The organism is Ruegeria sp. HKCCD4315, assembly GCF_013112245.1.
GTDB lineage: Bacteria > Pseudomonadota > Alphaproteobacteria > Rhodobacterales > Rhodobacteraceae > Ruegeria.
Genome location: NZ_WVRN01000002.1, coordinates 554,928 through 576,349, shown reverse-complemented (window position 1 = coordinate 576,349; position 21,422 = coordinate 554,928). Strand labels below are relative to the sequence as shown.

Sequence of the window (21,422 nt, the reverse complement as noted above, 5' to 3'; positions counted from 1 at the left end):
GAACAAACGCCCTTATCGATACAGCTGTACGACGTCGCGGAAGATGCCACCGAAGCCATTGCCACCGTTTCCAACACCCGAAACATCCGGAAACCCTACGATCTCACCGTGAATGTCGAAACTTGGTGGCGAGCTTCCATCGTCGCCCACTGGTTCCGTCAGGAAGACGGCGACAAACTTTGTAACGGGAACCCCGGTCGTCGAACCGGAAACAGGGTTTTGTGCGCAATCAATGCCGGCTGCGGTTACAACGCGCCGTGCCGGATTATTCGACATATGGCTTGAACACATTGGGCGGCCGGTCTCGGCAAGCGAAGGATCGAGTATGGCGTTTGCGTTGGGCGCTGAGTAAGGGTTTGTATTTCCGTAAGCAATTTCCCGCAGATACATTCCGTATCGAGTGCCCGCGAATACTGAGTTTGACGCAGACAATTCGGGCAGGTGAGCATCTGTGCCAATGCCGTCCGCTAAACCATCAGCCAAATCGTGGTTTTTGTTTAAGTAACCGGTCCGGTCCCAGTTCCCATCGCCGAAACGGTTGTTTCCACCACAGGTACCTGCCGCCATACAAAGGTCCCGTCCAAGGCCAATTGTGTCAGGCGTTGGTTGCTCGTTACCTTGTATGCAAGATCCACCACTGTCCTTTTCAATGCCCTTGATTACGTTTGGTGCAGGAGCGAAATCAATGTTGTTTTTCTCGCCGTTGAGGACCGACCGGTATATGTCAAACCGCACGTTGAACGCGGCGTTTGTGATGCCGACTTTCTGTCCCGGTTCCGTGTTCAGTCCGTTCGTGAGAACACATTGTGTGATCTGGCTCTGAGCCGCGATGAGGCAAGCCAGTTTGTTGCCACCTTCGTCTGCACACACTCCCGACGAGTCCTGAAAGTTCGCCAAATCGATAAACCCAAAGTTGCCAGGCCCCCAGGCAGTATCTTTACCACCGCTACGAAGCAGAATTTGGTCGCCGACAGTCAAAGTGGATTCCCAATTCGGAGGAAGGCAGAACATCAGAGGTGAAACATCGCACGCGGCTTTCGAATATCCAGCTACTGCCTCGGCAGAAACGCTTGCCGCCGAAAAGCCGCTTCCACCAAGCATCTTGTCCAAAGCAGAAGCAAGGCTCATGCTAAGCGACTTTGGTGTTAACACGACTTGCGCGAACTTTGCTTTTCGCGGATTGGTGGTCAGATCGGCACCAAGGGGCGTAAGATCTGAAGCTGGAAGTGCTGAATGAAATGTCAATGTATAGTCTGACGAACCTGAAAGGGTGGCACTCCCGTTCGCAAATGTTTGACTATCGCTTACCAGATTTGCCGCAGCGTTTGTGGCCCGCGAAATTGCATCTGGTTGTCCGTCCAACTCAGCCGCTGCAGCCAACGAAACATTGTCAGCAAACGATTGAAGTTCCGCGTGGGTGGAGCTCAATCGGCCAACATCCAGGGTGATCGCAAAGAAGCCAAGGAAGGCAACAAAGGCGGTTCCCCATAGGATTGCAACCGTGCCATGATCATCTTTGGCAAAATCGGATATGATAGCACTTGCTCGCATGACGGTACTTATTGACTGGGTGCCTGGCTGATTTTTACCGGCCGGGTGCGAGGTTTGACCCGCGGTGTCGCGGACGCTGGTGTAAGACGAACATCCTTTTGGGTGTTGGGCTCCAGTTCCGTAGCAGGATCCGCCTCTATGTTTTCTTCAGTCTCATCGCGCTGTCTTTGAATAGTCACAACTTCGGTCTCGGTGCCCCGGCGCAATTTTACAGTGGGTTGGGCTTCAACCTTTTCCACTGGTCCTTCTTCTTGCAAAAGATCGCGCAGGCGAACCATTTCCATGGGCTCGTCTTCAACACTGTCCAGAGTTCTTAGTGTGAGGCTCAGCGTTCCAGCTTTTTGTGCTAAAGCTAGGCGTTGCCCTTGCTGAGGTGTCACCTCAACTGTTATCGTTCGGGCGATCTCAGGCTGGTCACTGAGCTCTTCAGACTGCTGATCTACGCCAATAACCCGGATGTTCTGTAAAATGGTTACTGCGCGTAGTTCCTGCTTCGCACCTTGTGTCAAAACGATGTCGACATGATCTCCCGGGGTAACAAACCCACCTACGGCAGTTACAGCATCGACTTCGATCGCCATTGCGCGTGTGTTTTCGCCCAGCTTCTGAACTAAGGTGACTTTTTCTCCAAAGTTTGAAACCTTTGAAAGAAGCATTACCTCGCCGGGGTAGAACCGACCCTTGGCTCGACGCAGTTGGCGACGATTGTCGGGAACAAGGACATCAATGTCCGTGAAAACTCCGGCCGGAAGGGCTTCACGCGGCCAGGGGTGAAGCGTCACGTGATGAGATTCAATCGTTTGACCAAAGGCGATTTCCGACCGGGCTACATAAATTTCAACCAGGTCTGCATCAGACGATACTCCAGCGGTGTTGGTCTTGAACTGAATATGATCCTTCGCCAGGTAAACGGAACCGGAAGCTATCGCTATTCCAAACAGTGTAGAAATGACTGGTCTGATACGCATATCTCTCTCCAAAAGTTACGCTGTAAATACGGAACTTCGGTTTCCTGTCTTGCGAAATTCCTGGCGGTCAACTCTGCGCCGCCACATTGTTGTGAGGCGCAGAGTTCTGTTATTTTCTGAACGATTTTCGTTCAGCAGGTTGCGCTGCCCAAGGCGGCGCAGGCACCGGTCACATTTGTATTGGTAGTAGTGCCCAAGTACGAGAATGCTCCGACTGCAATCGATGCGACCACCAAAAGAGCTAGGCCGTATTCGACAATCGCCGCGCCACTTTCATTCTTGGCAAAATTCTTCATAAACTTGATCATCATTTCCCCCAAAAGGTTAACTTGGTTTCACCGCTGCATGGAATTGCAACGTAAGCTTGGCAAAATGCATTAGCTTGGAATCAGAATATCGATTGAGAAGTAGGTAGCCTTCATTCAAAGATATAAAAAATACAATCAAGAAAAGTTAAAGTTATAAAAACTTCAACTCAAGGATGATAATGATTAACCGAAAATTAACGAGTAATTAATGTATGAGGGAATCGTTTGGTTCGTAAACAATTGGGTGGATGATGCTGGAACTGTGAACTGATTGAGTGCCAATTTTGCAGCTTTTGATTTTTTCAGATGAGCTCATTTTTTTGAGAGGGGAAAATAATAAAATACATTAAATTAGATAGTTATAAGTGATTTTTCCTTATTCGACTGGAGGGGTGGTTACGTCGATTTTGTTAAATCGTTTGATGAAGCACCACCAGTGGAACAAGTTTGAGACCATAGTTCGGAAGTGTTCTGTTCGACGTAATATTGTCTAACCTGGTTGTGAGTTATGAGTGTCAGTTTTTTTAAGAGTGCTCATGCGAAGAAAAGCTTTGACTTCGTAATGGAGTGGACAAAGGCCGTAAACAATAATGGATCTCTTTTGAAGGCAGCAAAAATGTTGATGCATTTGTTAAATGCTGATGCACTATTGGTTGTTAGAGCTTCGAAAAATGAGCGGAAAATAAAACATATTGCGCGTTGCTGTATCCAGCAGGGAAAAATATGGCCTTCGCAGCCTCAAACTCAAGCGGAGTTGATTTTTGGGGCAATCATTTCAACAGCAAAGCAAGGGTCAGTCTGGAAATTGACGGACACTATGCTGTCCGGCACCGAGCCGAAGTCACGCTATGAGTATCATAAGCCTGAAGGATTGGTTGAAGTCATTGTAATTCCGCTTGAGAAATACGAAACACATATCGACTTCATAGAACTGCATTACAGTGTCAGCCCGTTGTGCTCGGATCTCGATTTATTAGCGATTTTGACTTCCACACTTTCAAATGGGTGGAGAAACCGCTTGCCGGGTATGATTTCAGCCCGAACTGAGCGTCCCAGAAGCCATCGGCTTGTCGGCGGAAGTGGCGACGAAAATGTTCCCATCCTTGATCCTCAAAATCCAGCGGCTCTTAGTAGGAGCGAGTTCCGGGTGTGTGCGATGCTGAGGGAAGGAATGACCGTAAAGTTTATCTCTGAAAATCTTTCGGTGGGCCCGGCTACTGTTCGTTCACACCTTAGCTCAATATTCTCGAAAACAGGTGCTTCCAACCAAGTCGAACTTCTCCATCTTCTCAATCGAACCTTCGAGGCTCGAGGAGGTTCGTGTCAGAAGAACATTGCTTGAGCGGGTTAGGGGTGTTGCGAAGCTTTTGCTCATGACCAGACCTGCCTTTTTCAAATACTTTAAAACCAGGCCCGAGATCATCTGCCTTGCGGTGATGCTGTACATCCGTTTGGTTCTGTTGCAAAATTTCTTGCTGAGTGCAGGTACCGCGCTGCCCCTGCGGGTTAAGCAGCCAATTCCGCAAATTGACGGAACGGACAGATTCCAGGCGTGAACTGACCTTTGCGGATCATGTGCGACACTTCGATCCCTGCAATAGTTGCGGATGCAGATGCAAAGGACTTGAAGCCGAGCATCGGGCGTGTTCGTCTTTTGATGAAACGATGGTCCTGTTCTACGATGTTGTTCAGATATTTCTGCCTGACCATCTCTATCGGGATGGGGCAACCAAACCCTTTCAACATCTTGTTTATGGCCTTGATGCCAGCCGCGTTAGCTCCGCTTTTGTCGATGACAATCTTTCTCGGAAGGCCGTTTACCTCCAGCATCCGGCCGAAGAATTTGGTGGCGGCGGGTTTGTTTCGACGCTGGGAAAGCATAAAATCAAGCGTCTTGCCGTGCTTGTCGACGGCCCGATAGAGATAGACCCAATTGCCTTTCACCTTGATGTAAGTCTCGTCCATTCTCCAGGAGCGGTCGCACGGTCCCTTTCGACGACGCGCCGCTTCAGCGATTGCGCCTGCATACCGTGACACCCAGCGGTTCAGCGTAGTGTGATCCACCGCAACGCCTCGCTCATGCATGATTTCTTCCAGATCACGATATGACACGCCATACCGAACATAGAAGAAGACCGCGAACAGGATGACGTCCCTTGGATATTGTGCGCCTTTGAACGAGATCATGAACCAGCTTTCGACCATAAATTAGAGCGAGCTATTCGCTCCCTACATCCATGACCGTCAATGGTCAAAACTTTGCAACAGAACCCCGGGACGCGGCTACTGAAATACGCACAACGGATTTCGTCCTGTTTTCTTGGAGATACCGGCCTCGAGAAACTCAAGGTCAACAGGAAACTTGGAGAAGTGGCGAACTGAAGACCGCGCCACAGCAGATTGTAACGACGGCAGACGCCCCACATCCCGCCACAAACGGGTCGCACAAACCTTCTGCGATATTCAGTTCAAGCCAAGACGGACTGACTTAACAGCAGTCACTCCCTTTGACCTTCAAGCCCAGGACAATCTCTTTGACGCACACGCCATCGATATCCTGTTTGATTCCCAGACAATCGGCCAATTTTTGGGCCTGGTCGGTACAGTCGTCAGGTTTGCCACCGGCGCGTGAACCTGGGCGCTTGTCTTTCAAATCGTTGAAGGGACGTTTGATCGATGGGTCCAGCCGATAGGTCATTCCGCCGACCGAATTGTCATCATGCAGGACTTCAATTCGTATGTCGCGGTCTTTAATCGCCTCGATTTCGTCGGCGGTAAAGTTATTGCCGGGATGTAGCTTCAGGAATACCTCGCGCCGTTCACCGGACTTGAGAACCACCCCTTCGCGAAGACCCTCGATCTCCAGACGCCAGCCCAGTTTGCGCAGTATACGGGGAAGGGTGATGTCAAAAGTAAACCGCCCGCGAGCAGGGTTGGGGTTGCCGACAAAGAAGCTGATCCCACTCAAACCAGCCATTAGCCCATCCTCGCCGCCTCCGCCGGGTACGAGATTCACGTTGCGCTGAGCGACGTTATTGTCATTGGGGACAAGCCGCCATTCGGGGATTGTTTCGCCTGCGGTAAAATTGTCGATATTGGCTGGATCGCCATCCGAACTGACAACCATCAGAACACAATCATGACCGTGCGTATTTACGTTAGGCGTCCACTCGAAGGGGCCAACCAGAACTTCTTCGGAGTCATTCGGATCTAATGTACCGACAGGCAATTGCGCTGTGGTTAGCGGATCGAAATCCGCTGGCCAATTCAATCCGGCACCCGGTTTGGTGTGGAATCCCCGAACAACGACATTTTGTGCTTGCGAGGTGCCCCGGTTCTTGACCTTGCAATACATGTAGTTTGTCTCACCAAGAGCGGCCTCTTGGTGGCTGTGGATGCCATCGGGATCGCGCCGGTTCCAAACGTTGGGACACGCCCAATGGACACGCTGGAATTCGTATCCACCGGCCCGACCGTCATCGATATACACATCAAATTCAGGCGGATCACCTGCAGTGGTTACACTACCGCTGGTGGCATTTGTGATCAGCGGTGTTTGGTATTCACCCTGTTGTTCAAAAACCCACCGGACGACCTTGGAATAAGCACCGCCGAAGACTCCTTCTGACGTCCAGTTCAGCTGATCGGTTGTCATCATCTGGGCGGCGAAATCTCTCGCGTAGTCGGGGTCAGTCGCAGGCGTCAGATCACCAATCGCGCGGATGATCAGGTACATCGCCATACGCGATGCGAACTGGCGGCGACCCAGATTTGGATGATCTCCGCCAATTGAGCGATAGAAGTTGAAGAGCGTGGTCAACAGTATTTCTTCTGACCCGTAGCCTGAATTGTCGCGCGATCCACCCCAGGCCCAACCGGCCGCCACATCCCTATCGGCGCGGCGGTCCAGCGACGGGTGCCACGGCACGTAGGTAAAGCGCAAATCGCCCGGTTTGTTGACGGGTGTTCCATCAACGCCCCAGCATTGACTGTCGGGATCGAAATAAATCAGAGACAGCGAGTCACCGGCGCTGTGCGTGAAATTCATATTGGCGCTATCGACCGCTTCATAGAGAATGCCATGGCCGAGAACTTCATGCAGGTGAACCCGAGGATCGCAGGCGCGGCCCAAAGGATTGGCGGTATCCGTTGTGTCCATCAAGCCATAGCCGACATGATCAATCCCCCCCATACCATCACCGACACAATGGGCATTTACGTTATTGAAACAGCGAATATCGACGGGGACCGGGAAATTGGTGTTGGCCATATAAGTGGTCACATTGAAACCGAGGTCCTCAATAGTCCGGAATATCCGGTCGACGTGGAAATACCCGCTGGTCGAAGCAAAATTGTTGGTACGCACATCGTAATCGAAATCCGTGCCGCTGCTTTCCACGGGCGGCGCAATATTCGCACCCTCTTCCTGACCGACAAAGGCCCAGGTTCCGGACAGGTTCTGATTGCCCCCGCTTGGCGCATCCAGATTTTGCAAGACCACATCGTCGCGATGAGGATTGAGCGTCATCGAGTCTGACGTGCTGTCCAACGACGTGTCTCCGGTTTTGGTAATCGGGTCGTTTTCAAAAACCAGACCATCCACACCTGCGAAGAAGGGCTCAACATAAAGAATAGCGTTTGTTTCAAGTTCTACGAGAACGCGCCAGATATGCTTGTGACTGCCATGCATCAACGCAAGGGTCACCTCGGCCACGACGTAGTCCTTTCCATGCTGAATCGAGTCCGGCACAGCCGGAAGCTTGAACGGCAGATGCATATGACCGTGCACTTCGCCGCCACCTTGCGGGTCCTCAAGCACGTGAGTGTCCTGATCAGGGTGCTGATGCGCATCCATGCTCAGGCGTCGTTTCGCGTCGTAGCGATAAATCCAGAATCTGCCCCTGATAATCCGAGATCGAGACACAGCGGCCGCTTCGCCGTCATCTGAAGGTTTCAGGAACTTCGTGAGGAACTTGGCCTCATCCGGCGCGCTTTCGGCTTCTGCCTCTTTGGCTTCAACTGCCCGAAGTGAGAGATCCTGGTTCGCCTTGATGGCGCGCTGGCCGAGACTTCGCTGATTGGCAGACAAAAGTGCTTTTCGTGCGGCATTCAGGACCCGAGTTGACGGTAGGGTGACATCAACATCGCGCAAGCTCGTATCAACGGATGCCACAACACGGTTAGGCCCCTGTTTTACTGTCACTTTCATGCCTTTTCGCCAGACGGGTAAATTGTGTACAGTCTGATAAAAGCCGAAGACCCCGGCGTCGAAATGGTGTTTTTCCTCACCCAGACGGTATTCTTCGCCCTGCTCTACCGGATCGACATAGCTTACTTTGGTTCTGGCGTTGTCCAATCGTCTGGTTGGAACTTCATACGTATCTGCAAAGCTCCGCAGATAGGCGATCGCGGTATCAAGCGCACCTCCGGTGCGATTTGGGCTTTCCCAATACTCGTCCGAGTGTCGGATCGCACGGACCTTGGCCTTGGCATCAGCTTGAATATGTGCGCGAAGGTCGGAACTGTAGAATTCCTTCATGACTTGGTGCTCCCTTTACCGGTTGATTTGGGCTTCCTTCTGCTCTTTCTTTTGGGTCGTTCGATAATGCGAATAGAAACCGTAATGCCACCGACGATGGTGCCGTCCGCGTTACGCTGCACCAGATCGACATCCATTCGGTCTCCGGGTCGAGTTGTCTTGGGGGCAACTAGGCGCAACCGGGTGCGGATGACTTCACCCGGGCGCAGACCAAGTTCGATCCCACTGGCGTCATGGTCAGAAAAGGCAACCGCAGACGCGCCGTCTTTTGTTTCGATCAAACGTGCCGTCAGCGGTGCCAGTGGGCGTTGAAACACCGGCTGACGCCCACCTGCAGGTTGTTTCGCCCGCATGTCAAGTTGAGAGCCAGGGGCAAGATCAAGGATCATGTCATCCCCATCGTTTGAGGCGACCCCCAGAATCTCAACACGGGACTGGTCGATGAACCGAAGCGACACGGGAGAAGGGCGTCTTTTCACAATCGGGTCTCTTTGGATCTTCCTGGCACGCATTGCTGCATTGGCCAAAGCACGTGGCACATGACCTGACAGATGTGCTCCCAGCTTGGGGCCCCTTCTGGATTGCCAGAACTCCAGTATCGTGAACTGATCCCGCAGCACGGCACGAGCGCCGATGGCCACCATCATTTCAGCTTCGCCGCCCGCTTCCATTTCAATGATCGTCAGGTTTTTCTGGGCAAGGTTGTTTGAATCCCAGACATGCGCAGGGGTCGCGATCGCGTCGCCGTTAATGATCGCTGCAGATGTCCAGCATGCATGCGTGCCCTCAGCCGGCACCTGATCCGCGGGCCAAACCACCTTTGCGACAGTGCTTTCACCGGGATCAACCTGTGCGCCGGTCAACGCTGTGTAAGGCCAATAGTCATCCGGATATACGAACTGAGTACCCGCCCACTCCTGAACTTTGTGCCATATCAATACGTTGCGCGCGATGCCGACTCCGCGGTTGTGAACTCTTGCCATGAACCAGTTGTCTTGCCCCGCGATTGGGTTCTGATGGCTGAATGCATCATCGTTCTGGTTGCGGACCCACAGATCGGGCGAGTTCCAGAATGCGCCACTGGAGGGTTCATCCCCGTCATCTCCGGTATTATCGCGCATGAAGACATCGATAGCCAGCGGCGGAAACAAATCGAGCAATTCATCCAGCGTTTCGATGCACTCACCCGAAGCAGATGTGCATGAAGTTCCGAAAGGCTTGTGAATGGCGCGCCAGCCCAGCGTTCGAGCAGCCTCGATGTGATCAAGTGTTTCGGTCACAAAAACCGTCTGGCTACTGGCCGATGTATGCCCGGCTTTGGTCAACGCGGTTTGGAATATCTGTGCATCAGGTTTGTAGATCGGTGGACTAAATTCTGAGCTAATGGTGATCACGTCGAAGCGAAACTCCTCCAGACCATAATCCGTAAGCTTCAAACGGACATCAGCGATAGTCGTCCCCGGGGACTGATCAGACAAAAGGCCGATACGATAACCGCGCAGCCAAAGTGCTTCGATTGTTACAACGGCATCAGCGAACGGTGTCTTGTCGCCGGTTGGGCCAAAAACCAGTGTGTTGCCGAGATCGAAATAGATTACCGGAGCGGGCATTACTTGGTCCCCCTTTTTAGCTGGTTGTTCAGGATGATCGTAAAGCCACCTTGCATGCGGCCTCGGTCATTGAACTGCACGACATTAAAGTGTTGGGGTTTGCCTTTGGTGTTTGGCATTCGAAAGCAAAGTTCGAACCCCAGGACCTCACCCTTGTCCAATGCAATGTCAAAGCCACTCCGGTGACCGGGATCGAAAGCAATGGCCAACTGCCCACGCGGATCTTTGATCAAGTGTATTTGCGTGGGCCCCTGGTGGTCATTGCCCTGATGATCTCCAACAATCAGGCATGATCCGTCTGCCGCGCGTATCTGCACGGTATCTGACAAGTCAAATCTTCTGGACGCCAGATGAAGGGCAATTGGTCGCTGCTTCTTTCGGCGCGACGACTTTCGATCCTTTGCACTGGAAAGCAGCATTTTGATCCGAGCCGGGTCTTTGTGCGTTATCAATACCTCCAGTTCGGGAAAGGCGCGCGGACGATGCAGTTCAATGCGGGCAATCTGGCTTGTTGGGCTGTGGCGACTACCGATCCGAAACGGGCGGTGTTCCCATTCATCCGGGTGTTCGTCAACGACGGTCATGTTTCTCTGTGCGAGAGTGTCCTCTTCCCAGACATGGCGACCCGGAACAGGTCTGTCGTCAGCACACCAAACCATGGCGAGAAGACAGCCATGCGTACCCTCTGGAGGAATATCAGACGCGGGCCATTTGGTGCAGACAATCTGGCTTGCACCCGGGGCAAGATCAAATCCGACAGCCGCGCCTGTCAGTGGAAGCCAGTCACCGGGATATTCGAACTGTGTTCCAGCCCAGACCTGCATTTTCCAACCCACCACAAAAGAGCGCGCTGTCGCCGAACCTCGATTGGTGACGCGCGCGTAAAGCCAGTTGTCCTGACCCGCCTCTGGGGGTTGCTGGGTTGTGCCGCCGTCAGGGGAATTGCGGACCCAGACATCGGGTGAGCGCCAAAACATACCCGTATATGGCTCTGCTCCGGTGTCATCTATTGCATCTCGCAAATGGAGATTGGCAGAACCTGGTAGGTCCGTGTTCCCGCCGTAAACAAACCGATCAAAAATATCAGCTATCGCGAAGCTGCCGGATCGCCGGATCAGTTCGGCTTCAACCAACGGAGTCGAGAAATGGCGTCTTTCGCGTGTATTATAAATGGCGGCCATATGGCTTTGCAAAGGCGCTATACCAATCTCGGCTGCGATGCCCGAAAACACGTCCGATCCATGCCCGTAGGCTGCGCCATTGGTGTTTCGGCGCCATGGATCATTCTGCCACATGGCGACCGGCGGGTCGGTCATGTCCAGCGGCGCGGCATCCGGTGTAGTGGTCATATAGGTGGTCCAAGCTTCGTCCAGCCACCCATCCTCTCCTGTGGCCGGGATCAGACCACGAGCCCACCAGCTGTGAAACACTTCATGCTCCAAAGCCCCGATACGGCTTGTCGTCGCGCCATCATACTCCATCGAGTGGCTATTGAAGGACGTTAGGTAAGCCACATAGCGGTCGCCGTGCATGTAAGGGCCGACTTCCCCGTCCATGTCCGTCAGAAAAGACGCCAAAGCCATTTCGGAAGAGTTGAGATTCAGATCAGCGTCAGTTGCTCGTTTTGTCAGCTCAAGCGCGACTGGCCCACCAGATAGATTGACCGTTCCGATCTGCTGAGTGATCTCGCTATCCGCTTCGATCATCAACATGTGAGAACACGGCGCGAAATGTGCCGGAAAGGCGACCGTCCATGTGTTCGACCCATTTTGGGTGATGGAACCATTGGAAATCAGCGTGTGAGCTGCCGCGCCGGTCAATGCAATATCCAGCGTGACAGGAAACTGGTCAAACAGCAGGTTCGAAGGTAGCCAACTTTCCAGATACCTGGCCGGGTTCAAGTCAGACAGATGGAAGTCAAACGAAAGTGCGCCAGAAGGCAACCAAATGACATCGCGCGCATTGGGCGATTGCGGTTCTTGAAGGGCGTAAGCGAGTGTCAGGACGTGGCTGCTGCCGGCCATCAGATTGCGATTGATGATGCGGAGCGCGTGATCGTTGCCCGGACCAAAATCGTGGTGCGCCAGATCACTTACCGCGATGGAACTGCCATTAAAAGTGGCCGCCTGAATGGTTTGGCGAATATCGAAAATCGGGAACCCGCTATGGGGACCGACATCAAACTCCATCACCGCCGAAGCCGTTGCCGTCTGCGTTGTCGCGTCAAATTCAAACGATCCGGTTACGTTCGTAATCCGAATGGGAACGGCATTGAACCCATCTACAAGTTTGGGCACCGGAACATGCAAAAGTGCCGTCATCGGAACTCCTGAAATACGAGCGATTCCGAACTCCGAAAGCCGATTGACCTATTTTGCAGGTGTGCAGCGGTAATTGATGCACAAAGCGAAATCGCAATTGATAAATATGCTTTACCTTACGTCAATTTTGCGAATTCTGGAAGACAAAAGTACCGACAGCTTTTTTGCGACCGGCTGGGGATGATTGCTCGACGGTTCTGTCGCAAACTTTGTTCCCACCTGTCAGGTCAAGCTTAGTTTTGGTAGCGCATGCTCCAAATTACAGGAGCAGACCGTGACAATCTCATTCAAGGGTGCACACTTTCCGAAAGAAGTGATCTTGTATGCTGTTTTCTTCTATCTCCGATACGGTGTGTCTTACCGGGATCTGGAAGAAATCATGGCGGAACGTGGCGTTGAACTGGATCATGCAACACTGAACCGTTGGGTGAGTCGATATGCCGGTCTTGTAGCTGATGCTTCACGGTACAAAAAGCGCCCTGCCGACCGTTCATGGCGCATGGATGAGACCTATGTGAAGGTGAAGGGTGAGTGGGTTTATCTCTATCGCGCTATCGACAAACACGGAAAGACCCTTGATTTCATGCTATCCAAGCGCCGGAACAAAGCGGCTGCGACCAAGTTCTTCGCTCGTGCGCTTGAGGCGAACGGTTTGCCACGGAAAATTGTCATCGACAAAAGCGGTGCAAACACAGCTGGCATCAAAGCAATAAACAAGATGTTGAAAGGCTTTGGTTGCCCGGTACCGATTGAGATGGTCAGACGGAAGTACCTCAACAACATCATTGAGCAAGACCATCGCTTCATCAAACGTCGGATCAGGCCCATGCTGGGTTTCAAGTCTTTCGATTCAGCTGCATCTGCCCTGGCTGGCATCGAACTGGTCAACATGATCCGCAAAGGTCAATTCACGCCCGGACTCCATCCGTTTCAGCAGTTTGTTCAACTGGCAGGATAACCAACCCACCTGCGCCATCTCCCCAGCCTTCAATGAAAATTGCGACAGAACCGGTGTTCTGATTAGCCCAATTTCACTGAGATTTGAGGAGTGCGCTTGCATGTTTTAAATATCTGAACAATCTGCGAGTAGGTTTGTGGTCGTTTACAGATCACTTGAGAAATGCCGATCCATCTTAATGAACCCGCATTAGAGATCAGGAGGCCAGATGGTGCAGTCACACGATCCCGAGCAGCCCGTTGCCCTGTCGCAGGACCCGCACAAGCTTCGGGACAGCGGCGAAAAGAACCTGGAAACTGCGATTGGGCGCGAGATCAAGGCCCTGCGTGTGCAACAGGGCACAACGATTGCTGAATTGGCGGCACTGACCGGTCTGTCCATCAGCATGTTGTCCAAGATTGAAAACGGCGCGACATCCGCGTCGCTGACGACGCTGCAGTTGCTGGCAAACGCGCTTAGCACTCCGATCACTTCATTCTTTCGTCGGTATGAGGAAACGCGCAATGCCGTACATACCAAGGCTGGTGAAGGGGTCGAAACCGACAGGGCCGGTACACGAGCCGGGCATCAATACAATCTTCTAGGCCATTTGGGGGCCAATGCCAGTGGCGTGGTTGTCGAACCCTACCTGATCACGCTGACAGAAGAATCGGACAGGTTCCCAACCTTTCAGCACGACGGAATCGAAATGTTGTACATGCTCGAAGGTGAGGTGGATTACCGTCATGGTGACGATATCTATTCGCTGAAACCGGGAGACACGCTGTTTTTCGACGCAGACGCGGCGCACGGGCCCGAGGTTTTGGTGAAACTTCCTGCCAAATACCTTTCCATCATCTCTTATCCGCAAACGAGTTGATGCGTCTTGCATCGTCCCGACAAGCCCGAGGTGCGTCTTTCGGACCCGCTGTGTCGTGCTTGTGGTTTAGGCACAAATATTTTCCCAACAGGAAAAAATATTTCTTGAAGTTGTTTTTTGATTTTTGGCCTGCTAGCGTTCCTCACGGCGAAATTTCAGAGGGCAAAAGCCATGTGCGGAATTGTTGGCCTTTTTTTGAAAGACAGGGCATTAGAGCCTGAGTTGGGTTCAATGCTGACGGACATGCTGGTCACGATGACGGACCGTGGCCCGGACAGTGCAGGTATCGCGATATATGGGGCAGAGGCGGACGGCGCAGTCAAGCTGACCGTGCAATCCGACACGCCAGAGGCGGATTTTGCGACCCTTGCCGTGGATCTTGGGGCCGCCATTGGTGCCGAAGTGACCCTGCGCGCAAATTCCACGCACGCGGTTCTGGAGCTGGCCGGTGACAAGGCTGACCAAGCTCGCCAAGCGGTGCGAGAATTACGTCCGGGTTTGCGGGTGATGTCGGATGGCGCGGCCATCGAGATTTACAAAGAGGTTGGCTTGCCCCGCGATGTGGCCGACCGGTTCAGCCTGTCCGCCATGAGCGGCAGCCACGGAATAGGTCACACCCGCATGGCCACCGAATCCGCCGTGACCACCGAAGGCGCACACCCGTTTAACACCGGGTCGGATCAGTGCTTGGTCCACAATGGCTCTTTGTCTAACCACAATGTGCTGCGCCGGAAGCTGAAACGCGAGGGTGTTCGGGTTGAATCCATGAATGACACCGAGGTTGGTGCAGCTTATCTGACGTGGAAAATGCAGAACGGTTCAACGCTGGGTGAGGCGCTGGAGAGCAGTCTTAAGGACCTCGATGGCTTCTTCACCTTTGTTGTGGGCACCAAAGATGGGTTCGGGGTAGTGCGCGATCCCATTGCCTGCAAGCCCGCAGTGATGGCCGAAACCGATAAATACGTGGCTTTTGGTAGCGAATACCGCGCGTTGGTCAATCTGCCCGGTATCGAAGACGCCCGCGTCTGGGAGCCCGAGCCCGCCACTGTCTATTTCTGGAGCCACTGAGATGCAGACCTATGATGTTGCAGAAAACGGCCTGCGGGGTTTGAACGCAGCCCTTCAGGCGCAAAGCGACGAAACGAACCAAACCAGTTGGGAAGTGCAGAATCCAAAAGGCAGCCACGCGATTGCCGTGGGTTTGGACGCACCGATTGAAGTGACCGTCAAAGGCTCGACCGGGTACTATTGCGCAGGGATGAACCAACAGGCGACCATCCGGGTTGAGGGCTCGGTTGGGCCGGGAGTGGCCGAAAACATGATGTCTGGCACCGTTGTCGTGGAAGGCGACGCCAGCCAATATGCGGGCGCGACCGGGCATGGTGGGCTTCTGGTGATCAAAGGCAATGCCAGCTCGCGCTGCGGGATTTCGATGAAAGGCATCGACATCGTTGTGCATGGCAATATCGGCCATATGTCCGCGTTCATGGCACAAGCAGGCAATTTGGTTGTGTGCGGCGATGCAGGCGATGCGCTTGGAGACTCGCTGTACGAAGCACGGCTGTTTGTGCGTGGCTCGGTCAAGAGCCTGGGCGCGGATTGCATCGAGAAAGAGATACGGCCGGAACATCTGGAGCTGCTGGCCGATCTGCTGGAGCGTGCCGGGGCCAACGCCCGGCCGGAGGAGTTCAAGCGCTATGGCTCGGCCCGTCAGCTTTACAACTTCGACGTCGACAACACAGCGGCCTACTGAGGACACGGGAATGAAAGAGACTAAGAACAGCATCCCCCGTACCATGCCGATCCAGTCGGCGACTTTCAGCAACCCGATCAACGCGGAAATCCGCAGGGCAGCGGCCACCGGCATCTATGACATTCGTGGTGGTGGGGCGAAACGCAAGGTGCCGCATTTTGATGACCTGCTGTTTCTGGGGGCGTCCGTCTCGCGTTATCCGCTGGAAGGGTACCGTGAGCGGTGCGATACCTCGGTGACGCTCGGTACACGCTTTGCCAAGAATCCGATCCAGCTGGATATCCCGATCACGATCGCGGGTATGAGCTTTGGGGCATTGTCCGGCCCGGCAAAAGAGGCTCTGGGTCGGGGTGCTTCGATGGCTGGGACGTCAACGACCACCGGTGACGGTGGCATGACACCCGAAGAGCGCGGGCATTCTTCGAAGCTGGTCTATCAGTACCTGCCGTCGCGCTATGGTATGAACCCCGACGATCTGCGCAAGGCCGATGCGATCGAGATTGTCGTGGGGCAGGGGGCGAAACCCGGCGGTGGCGGCATGCTGCTGGGTCAGAAGATCAGCGACAGGGTGGCTGAGATGCGCACGCTGCCCAAGGGCATCGACCAGCGCTCGGCCTGTCGTCACCCGGACTGGACCGGGCCGGATGATCTGGAGATCAAGATCCTCGAACTGCGTGAGATAACCGGCTGGCAGGTGCCGATCTATGTGAAGGTTGGCGCAACGCGGCCCTATTATGATACCGCGCTGGCGGTGAAAGCCGGGGCCGATGTCGTGGTGATGGACGGGATGCAGGGCGGCACCGCTGCCACGCAGGATGTGTTCATCGAACATGTCGGCATTCCGACGCTGGCCTGTATCCGCCCTGCTGTTCAGGCGTTGCAGGACCTGGGTGTGCACCGCGAGGTGCAACTGGTGATCTCGGGCGGTATCCGCACCGGGGCCGATGTGGCCAAGGCGATGGCCTTGGGCGCGGATGCGGTGGCCATTGGCACGGCGGCTCTGATCGCGTTGGGTGACAACGATCCGAAATGGGAATCCGAGTACCAGAAGCTGGGCACCACCACCGGGGCCTATGACGACTGGCACGAAGGGCAGGACCCGGCGGGCATCACCACGCAGGACCCGGAGCTTGCCGCGCGGCTTGATCCGGTCGAGGCCGGTCGTCGCCTGCGCAACTATCTGAAGGTGATGACCTTGGAGGCGCAGACCATCGCACGCGCCTGCGGTCACAATCACCTGCATAATCTGGAGCCCGAGGACCTCTGCGCCTTGACGATGGAGGCGGCTGCGATGGCCAAAGTGCCGTTGGCGGGCACCGACTGGTATCCGGGCAAAGCCGTGTTCTGAATTGCAAACAATACGAAGGCGCGACCCAAAAGGGCGGCGCCTTTCTTCTTTGAACCAACTGGGAAAGGGAAGGTGACCATGACAACAGATCTGGCAGCTTTCGCCAAGGAAAAAGGCGTCAAGTATTTCATGATTTCGTTCACCGATCTGTTCGGTGGGCAGCGGGCCAAACTGGTCCCCGCGCAGGCGATTGCCGAAATGCAAGAGGAAGGGGCGGGTTTCGCGGGCTTTGCCACCTATCTCGACATGACTCCGGCGCACCCCGACATGCTGGCTGTGCCTGACCCGTCTTCGGTCATCCAACTGCCTTGGAAACCCGAGGTCGCCTGGGTTGCCGCGAACTGTGTGATGGAAGGCGAAGACGTTGCCCAGGCCCCGCGCAACGTGTTGCGTCGCCTGATCGACGAAGCCGCCGCCGAGGGTATGCATGTGAAAACCGGTATCGAGGCAGAATTCTTCCTACTGACCCCGGATGGTGAACAGATCAGCGACCCGTTCGATACCGCCGAAAAGCCCTGTTACGACCAACAGGCGGTGATGCGCCGCTATGATGTGGTGCGCGAGATCTGCGACTACATGCTCGATCTCGGCTGGGGCCCGTATCAGAACGACCACGAAGACGCCAACGGCCAATTCGAAATGAACTGGGAGTTTGACGATGCGCTGGGCACGGCTGACAAGCATTCCTTCTTCAAGTTCATGACAAAATCGGTGGCTGAAAAGCACGGCTTCCGCGCCACTTTTATGCCCAAGCCGGTCGAAGGGCTGACGGGCAATGGCTGCCACGCCCATATCTCGGTTTGGGATGCGCCCGGTGCAGATGCCACAACCAATGTGTTTGCCGGTAAAGGTGACGGTCCAACGGGCGAGGTTGGCCTGAGCGAGAAGGGCAAGCATTTCCTCGGCGGGATCATGAAGCACGCCAGTGCGCTGGCGGCGATCACCAACCCGACCGTGAACTCCTACAAACGCATCAACGCGCCGCGCACGATGTCGGGTGCTACGTGGGCTCCGAATACAGTCACATGGACGGGCAACAACCGCACCCATATGGTCCGCGTTCCCGGGCCGGGCCGGTTTGAGCTACGCCTGGCCGATGGCGCGACCAACCCCTATCTGCTGCAGGCGGTGATCATTGCGGCAGGTCTGTCGGGTATTCGGTCAAAGGCCGATCCGGGCCGTCGCTATGACATCGACATGTATGCGGAAGGCCACACCGTGGACGATGCACCGAAACTGCCGCTGAACATGCTGGATGCGCTGCGTGAATATGACAGGGATGGCGCATTGAAAGAGGCGATGGGCCTGGAATTCTCCGCTGCCTACCTGAAAATGAAACATCAGGAGTGGAACTCTTTCGTCAGTCATTTCTCACGCTGGGAAAAAGAGCACACGTTGGATGTCTAGGGGCAGGCTCTGAGGATTTTGTCTACGCATGACCAGATCAACCAGATCTTCCGCCCCCGCCGTTGTCAACTCACCGCAACTTCATACCGCCACGCCCGTTCCGATGCGTTCAGCCTATTGGCCGACTACACCGATGAAATGGTGGCGTAAACCAGCCTCCGCCAAAGAAGCACAATCTGCCGCCAACAACTTGGCAATACCCTCTAAACTGACTAACTGTAGAATAGAGAAAGAGATTAAAAGATCGATATTTTCCGCCGCATTTTGGGTGTCATTACCGCCATAGCGATGCTGACCGGCTTTGCAGGCGCCGTTCATGCCGACACGGACTATGATGTCATCTCTTGTCCGCTTCAACTCACGTGGGACGGCGAGGTAGAGGGCGAGACCTTTGAATGCGGGATCGTCGCCGTTCCGGAGAGCCACTACGACCCGTATGGGCGGCAGTTGGAACTGCTCTTCCTGCGGCTCAACGCCACGACGCTGGCGCCGCGCTCTGATCCTTTGATCTATCTGTCTGGTGGGCCGGGCAGCTCTGCTTTGCACGAAGTGACGACCATCAAGCGCATCTTTGACAATATGGGCCCGGTGCGCGAGCGTCGTGACGTGATCTTTTTTGATCAGCGTGGCACCGGTCACTCTAACCTGCTGACCTGCGGCCCTGTTTCCGCCGCCATCAGCGTGATCGGCGAAACGATGGACTTGCCGGGCGCGACGCTTGAGGACCTTGCTGCACTCAAGGAACAAGGCGGCGTTGACCTTTACTTGATCAACGCCCTTTGCGCGGCCGCCTACAAGGCGGAAGGTGTGGATGTCGGCCGCTATAACTCGGTCGAAAGTTCCCATGACATTTCGGCACTTGCAACGGCTTTGGGATATGAGGGCGACTACAACCTGTACGGCACAAGCTACGGCACGCGGCTGTCCTTGAATGCCCTGCGAGAGACTCCTGAGCGGATCCGGTCCGTGATTTTGGATGGCGTCGCCGGCCCCGAGATTTCCGGCACCGCGCAAACCTCCACCAAAGTGCGCCATAGCTACGATACGATTTTTGAGGCCTGCAGCGCGGATGCGTTCTGCTCGGCTAAATACCCGGATATTCGCAACCGCTTTATTGCCGTGCTGGAAAACCTTGCGACAGAGCCTTTTGTGTTCGATCCGCCGCTTGTCGGTAATCCAATTGTACGGGGCCGCTTTCCGGTTCTTGATGAGATCACGCCAGAGTTTTTTGCCGATTTTGCGGCGCTCAACAACGGTATTCAGGGCGGCGGCTATGGCGCATTGCTCCCCGCGCTAGTTGTGGCGCTGGAGAATGGCGATGATGCCTATTTCCGCAAGGTGCTAGGCGGGGAGGCTCCGGAATTGACCCCGGCACCGACGCCCGCAACCATTGAAACCGCCTTTGAGGCCGATGACGGTTTCGCGGCCCCGACGCTCGAAATTCTGCACTCGATCGCCAATAACATGCCGACCCCGGGCGAAAGTAGCCTTGCGGTCGAATGGACGGTCGTCGTCGTCAATCACTTTATTGACGAATTGCGTCAGGGCGTGGACCAATCCACCATCATCGAAGATATGTTTGATTTTGGCATGCTGCGGGCAAACCGCGCCGATGCGGCGACGCTCAAGGCCTTTGCAGACACGCATCTCAGCCCCGAGCGTGCCCGTATCGCAAATGCGCTTGCGGATGCCATGACCACGAATGATCTGCGCAAAACAATGTGGGAAATCGAAGACATCGCACAGGAAATGAGCGGCTACGGAGAGCGCTCCGGCAACCCTGGAATGGCGGTGGCGATTCTCTATGGCATGAATTGTATGGAAGAGATCAATTTCACACCCTTGAGCTACGTGGAAGAGTTGATCGCCACAACCCCGTACCCCGGCGTGATCTTGCGTGACCTGCGCGATTACCGGCTGACCCAAGCCATCTGCGAGTTCTGGCCAAAGCCGTTCGAAGAGGCGGAGATCCACGCTCCGGTGGAAAGCGATACCCCCGCTTTGGTCATGACTCAGGGGATGGATACGCAAACGGCGGTTGTCTTTGGAGAGCAGGCGGCAAGCAGATTGCCGAACTCCTTCTACGCGGAATTTGTCAGCGAAGGTCACGTGATCCTGGGCCGTAGCCTCGACAGTTGTCCCAGTGATATCACCGCAGTTTTCCTCGACGATCCATCGTCAGAGCCGGATATGAGTTGCGCGAGCGGAGCCAATTACCAACTTCGTTTCGAAGGGCTGGAAGCCTTGTTCGCGCAAGAGTGAGACAGGTGTTGATCAGGTCACTTCGGTAGGAGGTGGCCCGTCTAGGTCAAACCTAATGTCCTGTCGGGATCAGTTGAGCACGACAGGATGATTGACTGAAGTCGCGACACGCGCTGGAGCCGCAAGTTTGTGAGACAGCGCATACTTACCTGCGGAGATCGTGCGAAGCCAATTGCAAAAAGGCGGTCGCTCGTCAGTTGACGGCAAGCGTCCCGAACCAGATTGGCATTGGCCGCTTTGTCCCTCGCTGGGTTGTCGGATTAAGCCGCGGCGAATTTACAGTTTGGTTTAGGTCCAAGCCACTCTCTCGAACTGCTGCTTCGGTGACATGTGCTGCGTCGCAACGACAGGCTTGCTTCATGGGCGAGAGAATGCTGCGCGAAGCGCGAAAATCGAATGGCGGTTTTGTCCGCAGAGCGGTCACTAAGACGGAACGCAGCGAACGGCTGCTCTGAGCCCAAAACGACAGATTCTGCACTCAGCACCAACATCCGCTTTTGGTTAGCCAACAAAAATTTTAGACACTCTTATTTTGCCA

The 21,422-nt window shown here is 54.5% G+C and carries 15 protein-coding genes and 2 pseudogenes; 9 read left to right on the top strand and 8 right to left on the bottom strand.

Features of this window, described 5'->3' with window-relative positions; all coding sequences use genetic code 11:
* Positions 1-12 precede the first annotated feature (12 nt).
* The 4 genes and pseudogenes from GS646_RS20440 to GS646_RS20430 all read right to left on the bottom strand — a co-directional run bounded on the left by GS646_RS20440 (position 13) and on the right by GS646_RS20430 (position 2,827).
* The gene (locus GS646_RS20440) at positions 13-1,128 is read right to left on the bottom strand and encodes a hypothetical protein (protein ID WP_253746489.1); all 1,116 of its coding nucleotides are present in this window, start codon (positions 1,126-1,128) and stop codon (positions 13-15) included.
* 249 nt (positions 1,129-1,377) lie between these two features.
* Positions 1,378-1,551: pseudogene (locus GS646_RS23020) on the bottom strand (TadE/TadG family type IV pilus assembly protein); the annotation flags it as partial.
* Between the two features lie 8 nt (positions 1,552-1,559).
* Positions 1,560-2,519, bottom strand: a complete 960-nt coding sequence (cpaB, locus tag GS646_RS20435) for a Flp pilus assembly protein CpaB (protein WP_171647110.1) — start codon at positions 2,517-2,519, stop codon at positions 1,560-1,562.
* Between the two features lie 131 nt (positions 2,520-2,650).
* Positions 2,651-2,827: a Flp family type IVb pilin gene (locus GS646_RS20430; protein WP_171647112.1), complete on the bottom strand. Its 177-nt coding sequence runs from the start codon at positions 2,825-2,827 to the stop codon at positions 2,651-2,653.
* 508 nt (positions 2,828-3,335) lie between these two features.
* On the opposite strand from GS646_RS20430, the gene GS646_RS20425 reads away from it, so the two are divergent.
* Positions 3,336-4,169, top strand: coding sequence for a helix-turn-helix transcriptional regulator (locus tag GS646_RS20425; protein ID WP_171647114.1), 834 nt, complete (start codon positions 3,336-3,338; stop codon positions 4,167-4,169).
* A 164-nt stretch (positions 4,170-4,333) separates the two neighbouring features.
* Here GS646_RS20425 and GS646_RS20420 read toward each other — a convergent pair whose 3' ends face one another.
* The 4 genes from GS646_RS20420 to GS646_RS20405 form a co-directional block, all read right to left on the bottom strand.
* Positions 4,334-5,014: an IS6 family transposase gene (locus GS646_RS20420; RefSeq protein WP_171647318.1), complete on the bottom strand. Its 681-nt coding sequence runs from the start codon at positions 5,012-5,014 to the stop codon at positions 4,334-4,336.
* A 301-nt stretch (positions 5,015-5,315) separates the two neighbouring features.
* Positions 5,316-8,366 (bottom strand): hypothetical protein, encoded by a 3,051-nt coding sequence (locus GS646_RS20415; protein ID WP_171647116.1) that lies wholly within the window; start codon positions 8,364-8,366, stop codon positions 5,316-5,318.
* On the bottom strand, positions 8,363-9,976 hold the full coding sequence (locus tag GS646_RS20410; protein WP_171647118.1) for an HAD family hydrolase: 1,614 nt from the start codon (positions 9,974-9,976) through the stop codon (positions 8,363-8,365). Before GS646_RS20410 ends, GS646_RS20415 begins: the two co-directional genes overlap by 4 nt.
* Positions 9,976-12,297, bottom strand: coding sequence for a hypothetical protein (locus GS646_RS20405; RefSeq protein ID WP_171647120.1), 2,322 nt, complete (start codon positions 12,295-12,297; stop codon positions 9,976-9,978). The genes GS646_RS20410 and GS646_RS20405 overlap by 1 nt, the downstream gene beginning before the upstream one ends.
* A 274-nt stretch (positions 12,298-12,571) precedes the next feature.
* On the opposite strand from GS646_RS20405, the gene GS646_RS20400 reads away from it, so the two are divergent.
* The 8 genes and pseudogenes from GS646_RS20400 (at position 12,572) to GS646_RS20370 (ending at position 20,884) form a co-directional block, all read left to right on the top strand.
* Complete coding sequence (locus GS646_RS20400; RefSeq protein WP_171647122.1) at positions 12,572-13,255, top strand: IS6 family transposase; 684 nt, start codon at positions 12,572-12,574, stop codon at positions 13,253-13,255.
* Positions 13,256-13,463: 208 nt separating this feature from the next.
* Entirely contained in the window at positions 13,464-14,114 is a 651-nt protein-coding gene (locus GS646_RS20395) for a helix-turn-helix domain-containing protein (RefSeq protein ID WP_171647124.1), read from the top strand.
* 171 nt (positions 14,115-14,285) lie between these two features.
* Positions 14,286-15,182 (top strand): glutamine amidotransferase family protein, encoded by an 897-nt coding sequence (locus GS646_RS20390; protein WP_171647126.1) that lies wholly within the window; start codon positions 14,286-14,288, stop codon positions 15,180-15,182.
* Position 15,183: 1 nt separating this feature from the next.
* Complete coding sequence (locus GS646_RS20385; protein WP_171647128.1) at positions 15,184-15,867, top strand: GXGXG domain-containing protein; 684 nt, start codon at positions 15,184-15,186, stop codon at positions 15,865-15,867.
* A gap of 10 nt (positions 15,868-15,877) precedes the next feature.
* On the top strand, positions 15,878-17,215 hold the full coding sequence (locus GS646_RS20380) for an FMN-binding glutamate synthase family protein (RefSeq protein ID WP_171647130.1): 1,338 nt from the start codon (positions 15,878-15,880) through the stop codon (positions 17,213-17,215).
* A 78-nt stretch (positions 17,216-17,293) separates the two neighbouring features.
* Entirely contained in the window at positions 17,294-18,622 is a 1,329-nt protein-coding gene (glnT, locus tag GS646_RS20375; RefSeq protein WP_171647132.1) for a type III glutamate--ammonia ligase, read from the top strand.
* A 3-nt stretch (positions 18,623-18,625) separates the two neighbouring features.
* Positions 18,626-18,772, top strand: a pseudogene (locus tag GS646_RS23015) (IS6 family transposase); the annotation flags it as partial.
* Between the two features lie 114 nt (positions 18,773-18,886).
* Positions 18,887-20,884 carry an alpha/beta fold hydrolase gene (locus GS646_RS20370; protein ID WP_171647134.1) on the top strand — a complete coding sequence of 666 codons (1,998 nt, stop codon included), beginning with the start codon at positions 18,887-18,889 and terminating at the stop codon, positions 20,882-20,884.
* Positions 20,885-21,422 lie beyond the last annotated feature (538 nt).

Excerpts from the sequence above, each read along its gene's own strand:
- GS646_RS20440 (WP_253746489.1), bottom strand. The coding sequence starts at position 1,128 with ATGAGCCTTGCTTCTGCTTTGGACAAGATGCTTGGTGGAAGCGGCTTT.
- cpaB (WP_171647110.1), bottom strand. The coding sequence starts at position 2,519 with ATGCGTATCAGACCAGTCATTTCTACACTGTTTGGAATAGCGATAGCT.
- GS646_RS20430 (WP_171647112.1), bottom strand. The coding sequence starts at position 2,827 with ATGATCAAGTTTATGAAGAATTTTGCCAAGAATGAAAGTGGCGCGGCG.
- GS646_RS20425 (WP_171647114.1), top strand. The coding sequence starts at position 3,336 with ATGAGTGTCAGTTTTTTTAAGAGTGCTCATGCGAAGAAAAGCTTTGAC.
- GS646_RS20420 (WP_171647318.1), bottom strand. The coding sequence starts at position 5,014 with ATGATCTCGTTCAAAGGCGCACAATATCCAAGGGACGTCATCCTGTTC.
- GS646_RS20415 (WP_171647116.1), bottom strand. The coding sequence starts at position 8,366 with ATGAAGGAATTCTACAGTTCCGACCTTCGCGCACATATTCAAGCTGAT.
- GS646_RS20410 (WP_171647118.1), bottom strand. The coding sequence starts at position 9,976 with ATGCCCGCTCCGGTAATCTATTTCGATCTCGGCAACACACTGGTTTTT.
- GS646_RS20405 (WP_171647120.1), bottom strand. The coding sequence starts at position 12,297 with ATGACGGCACTTTTGCATGTTCCGGTGCCCAAACTTGTAGATGGGTTC.
- GS646_RS20395 (WP_171647124.1), top strand. The coding sequence starts at position 13,464 with ATGGTGCAGTCACACGATCCCGAGCAGCCCGTTGCCCTGTCGCAGGAC.
- GS646_RS20390 (WP_171647126.1), top strand. The coding sequence starts at position 14,286 with ATGTGCGGAATTGTTGGCCTTTTTTTGAAAGACAGGGCATTAGAGCCT.
- GS646_RS20385 (WP_171647128.1), top strand. The coding sequence starts at position 15,184 with ATGCAGACCTATGATGTTGCAGAAAACGGCCTGCGGGGTTTGAACGCA.
- GS646_RS20380 (WP_171647130.1), top strand. The coding sequence starts at position 15,878 with ATGAAAGAGACTAAGAACAGCATCCCCCGTACCATGCCGATCCAGTCG.
- glnT (WP_171647132.1), top strand. The coding sequence starts at position 17,294 with ATGACAACAGATCTGGCAGCTTTCGCCAAGGAAAAAGGCGTCAAGTAT.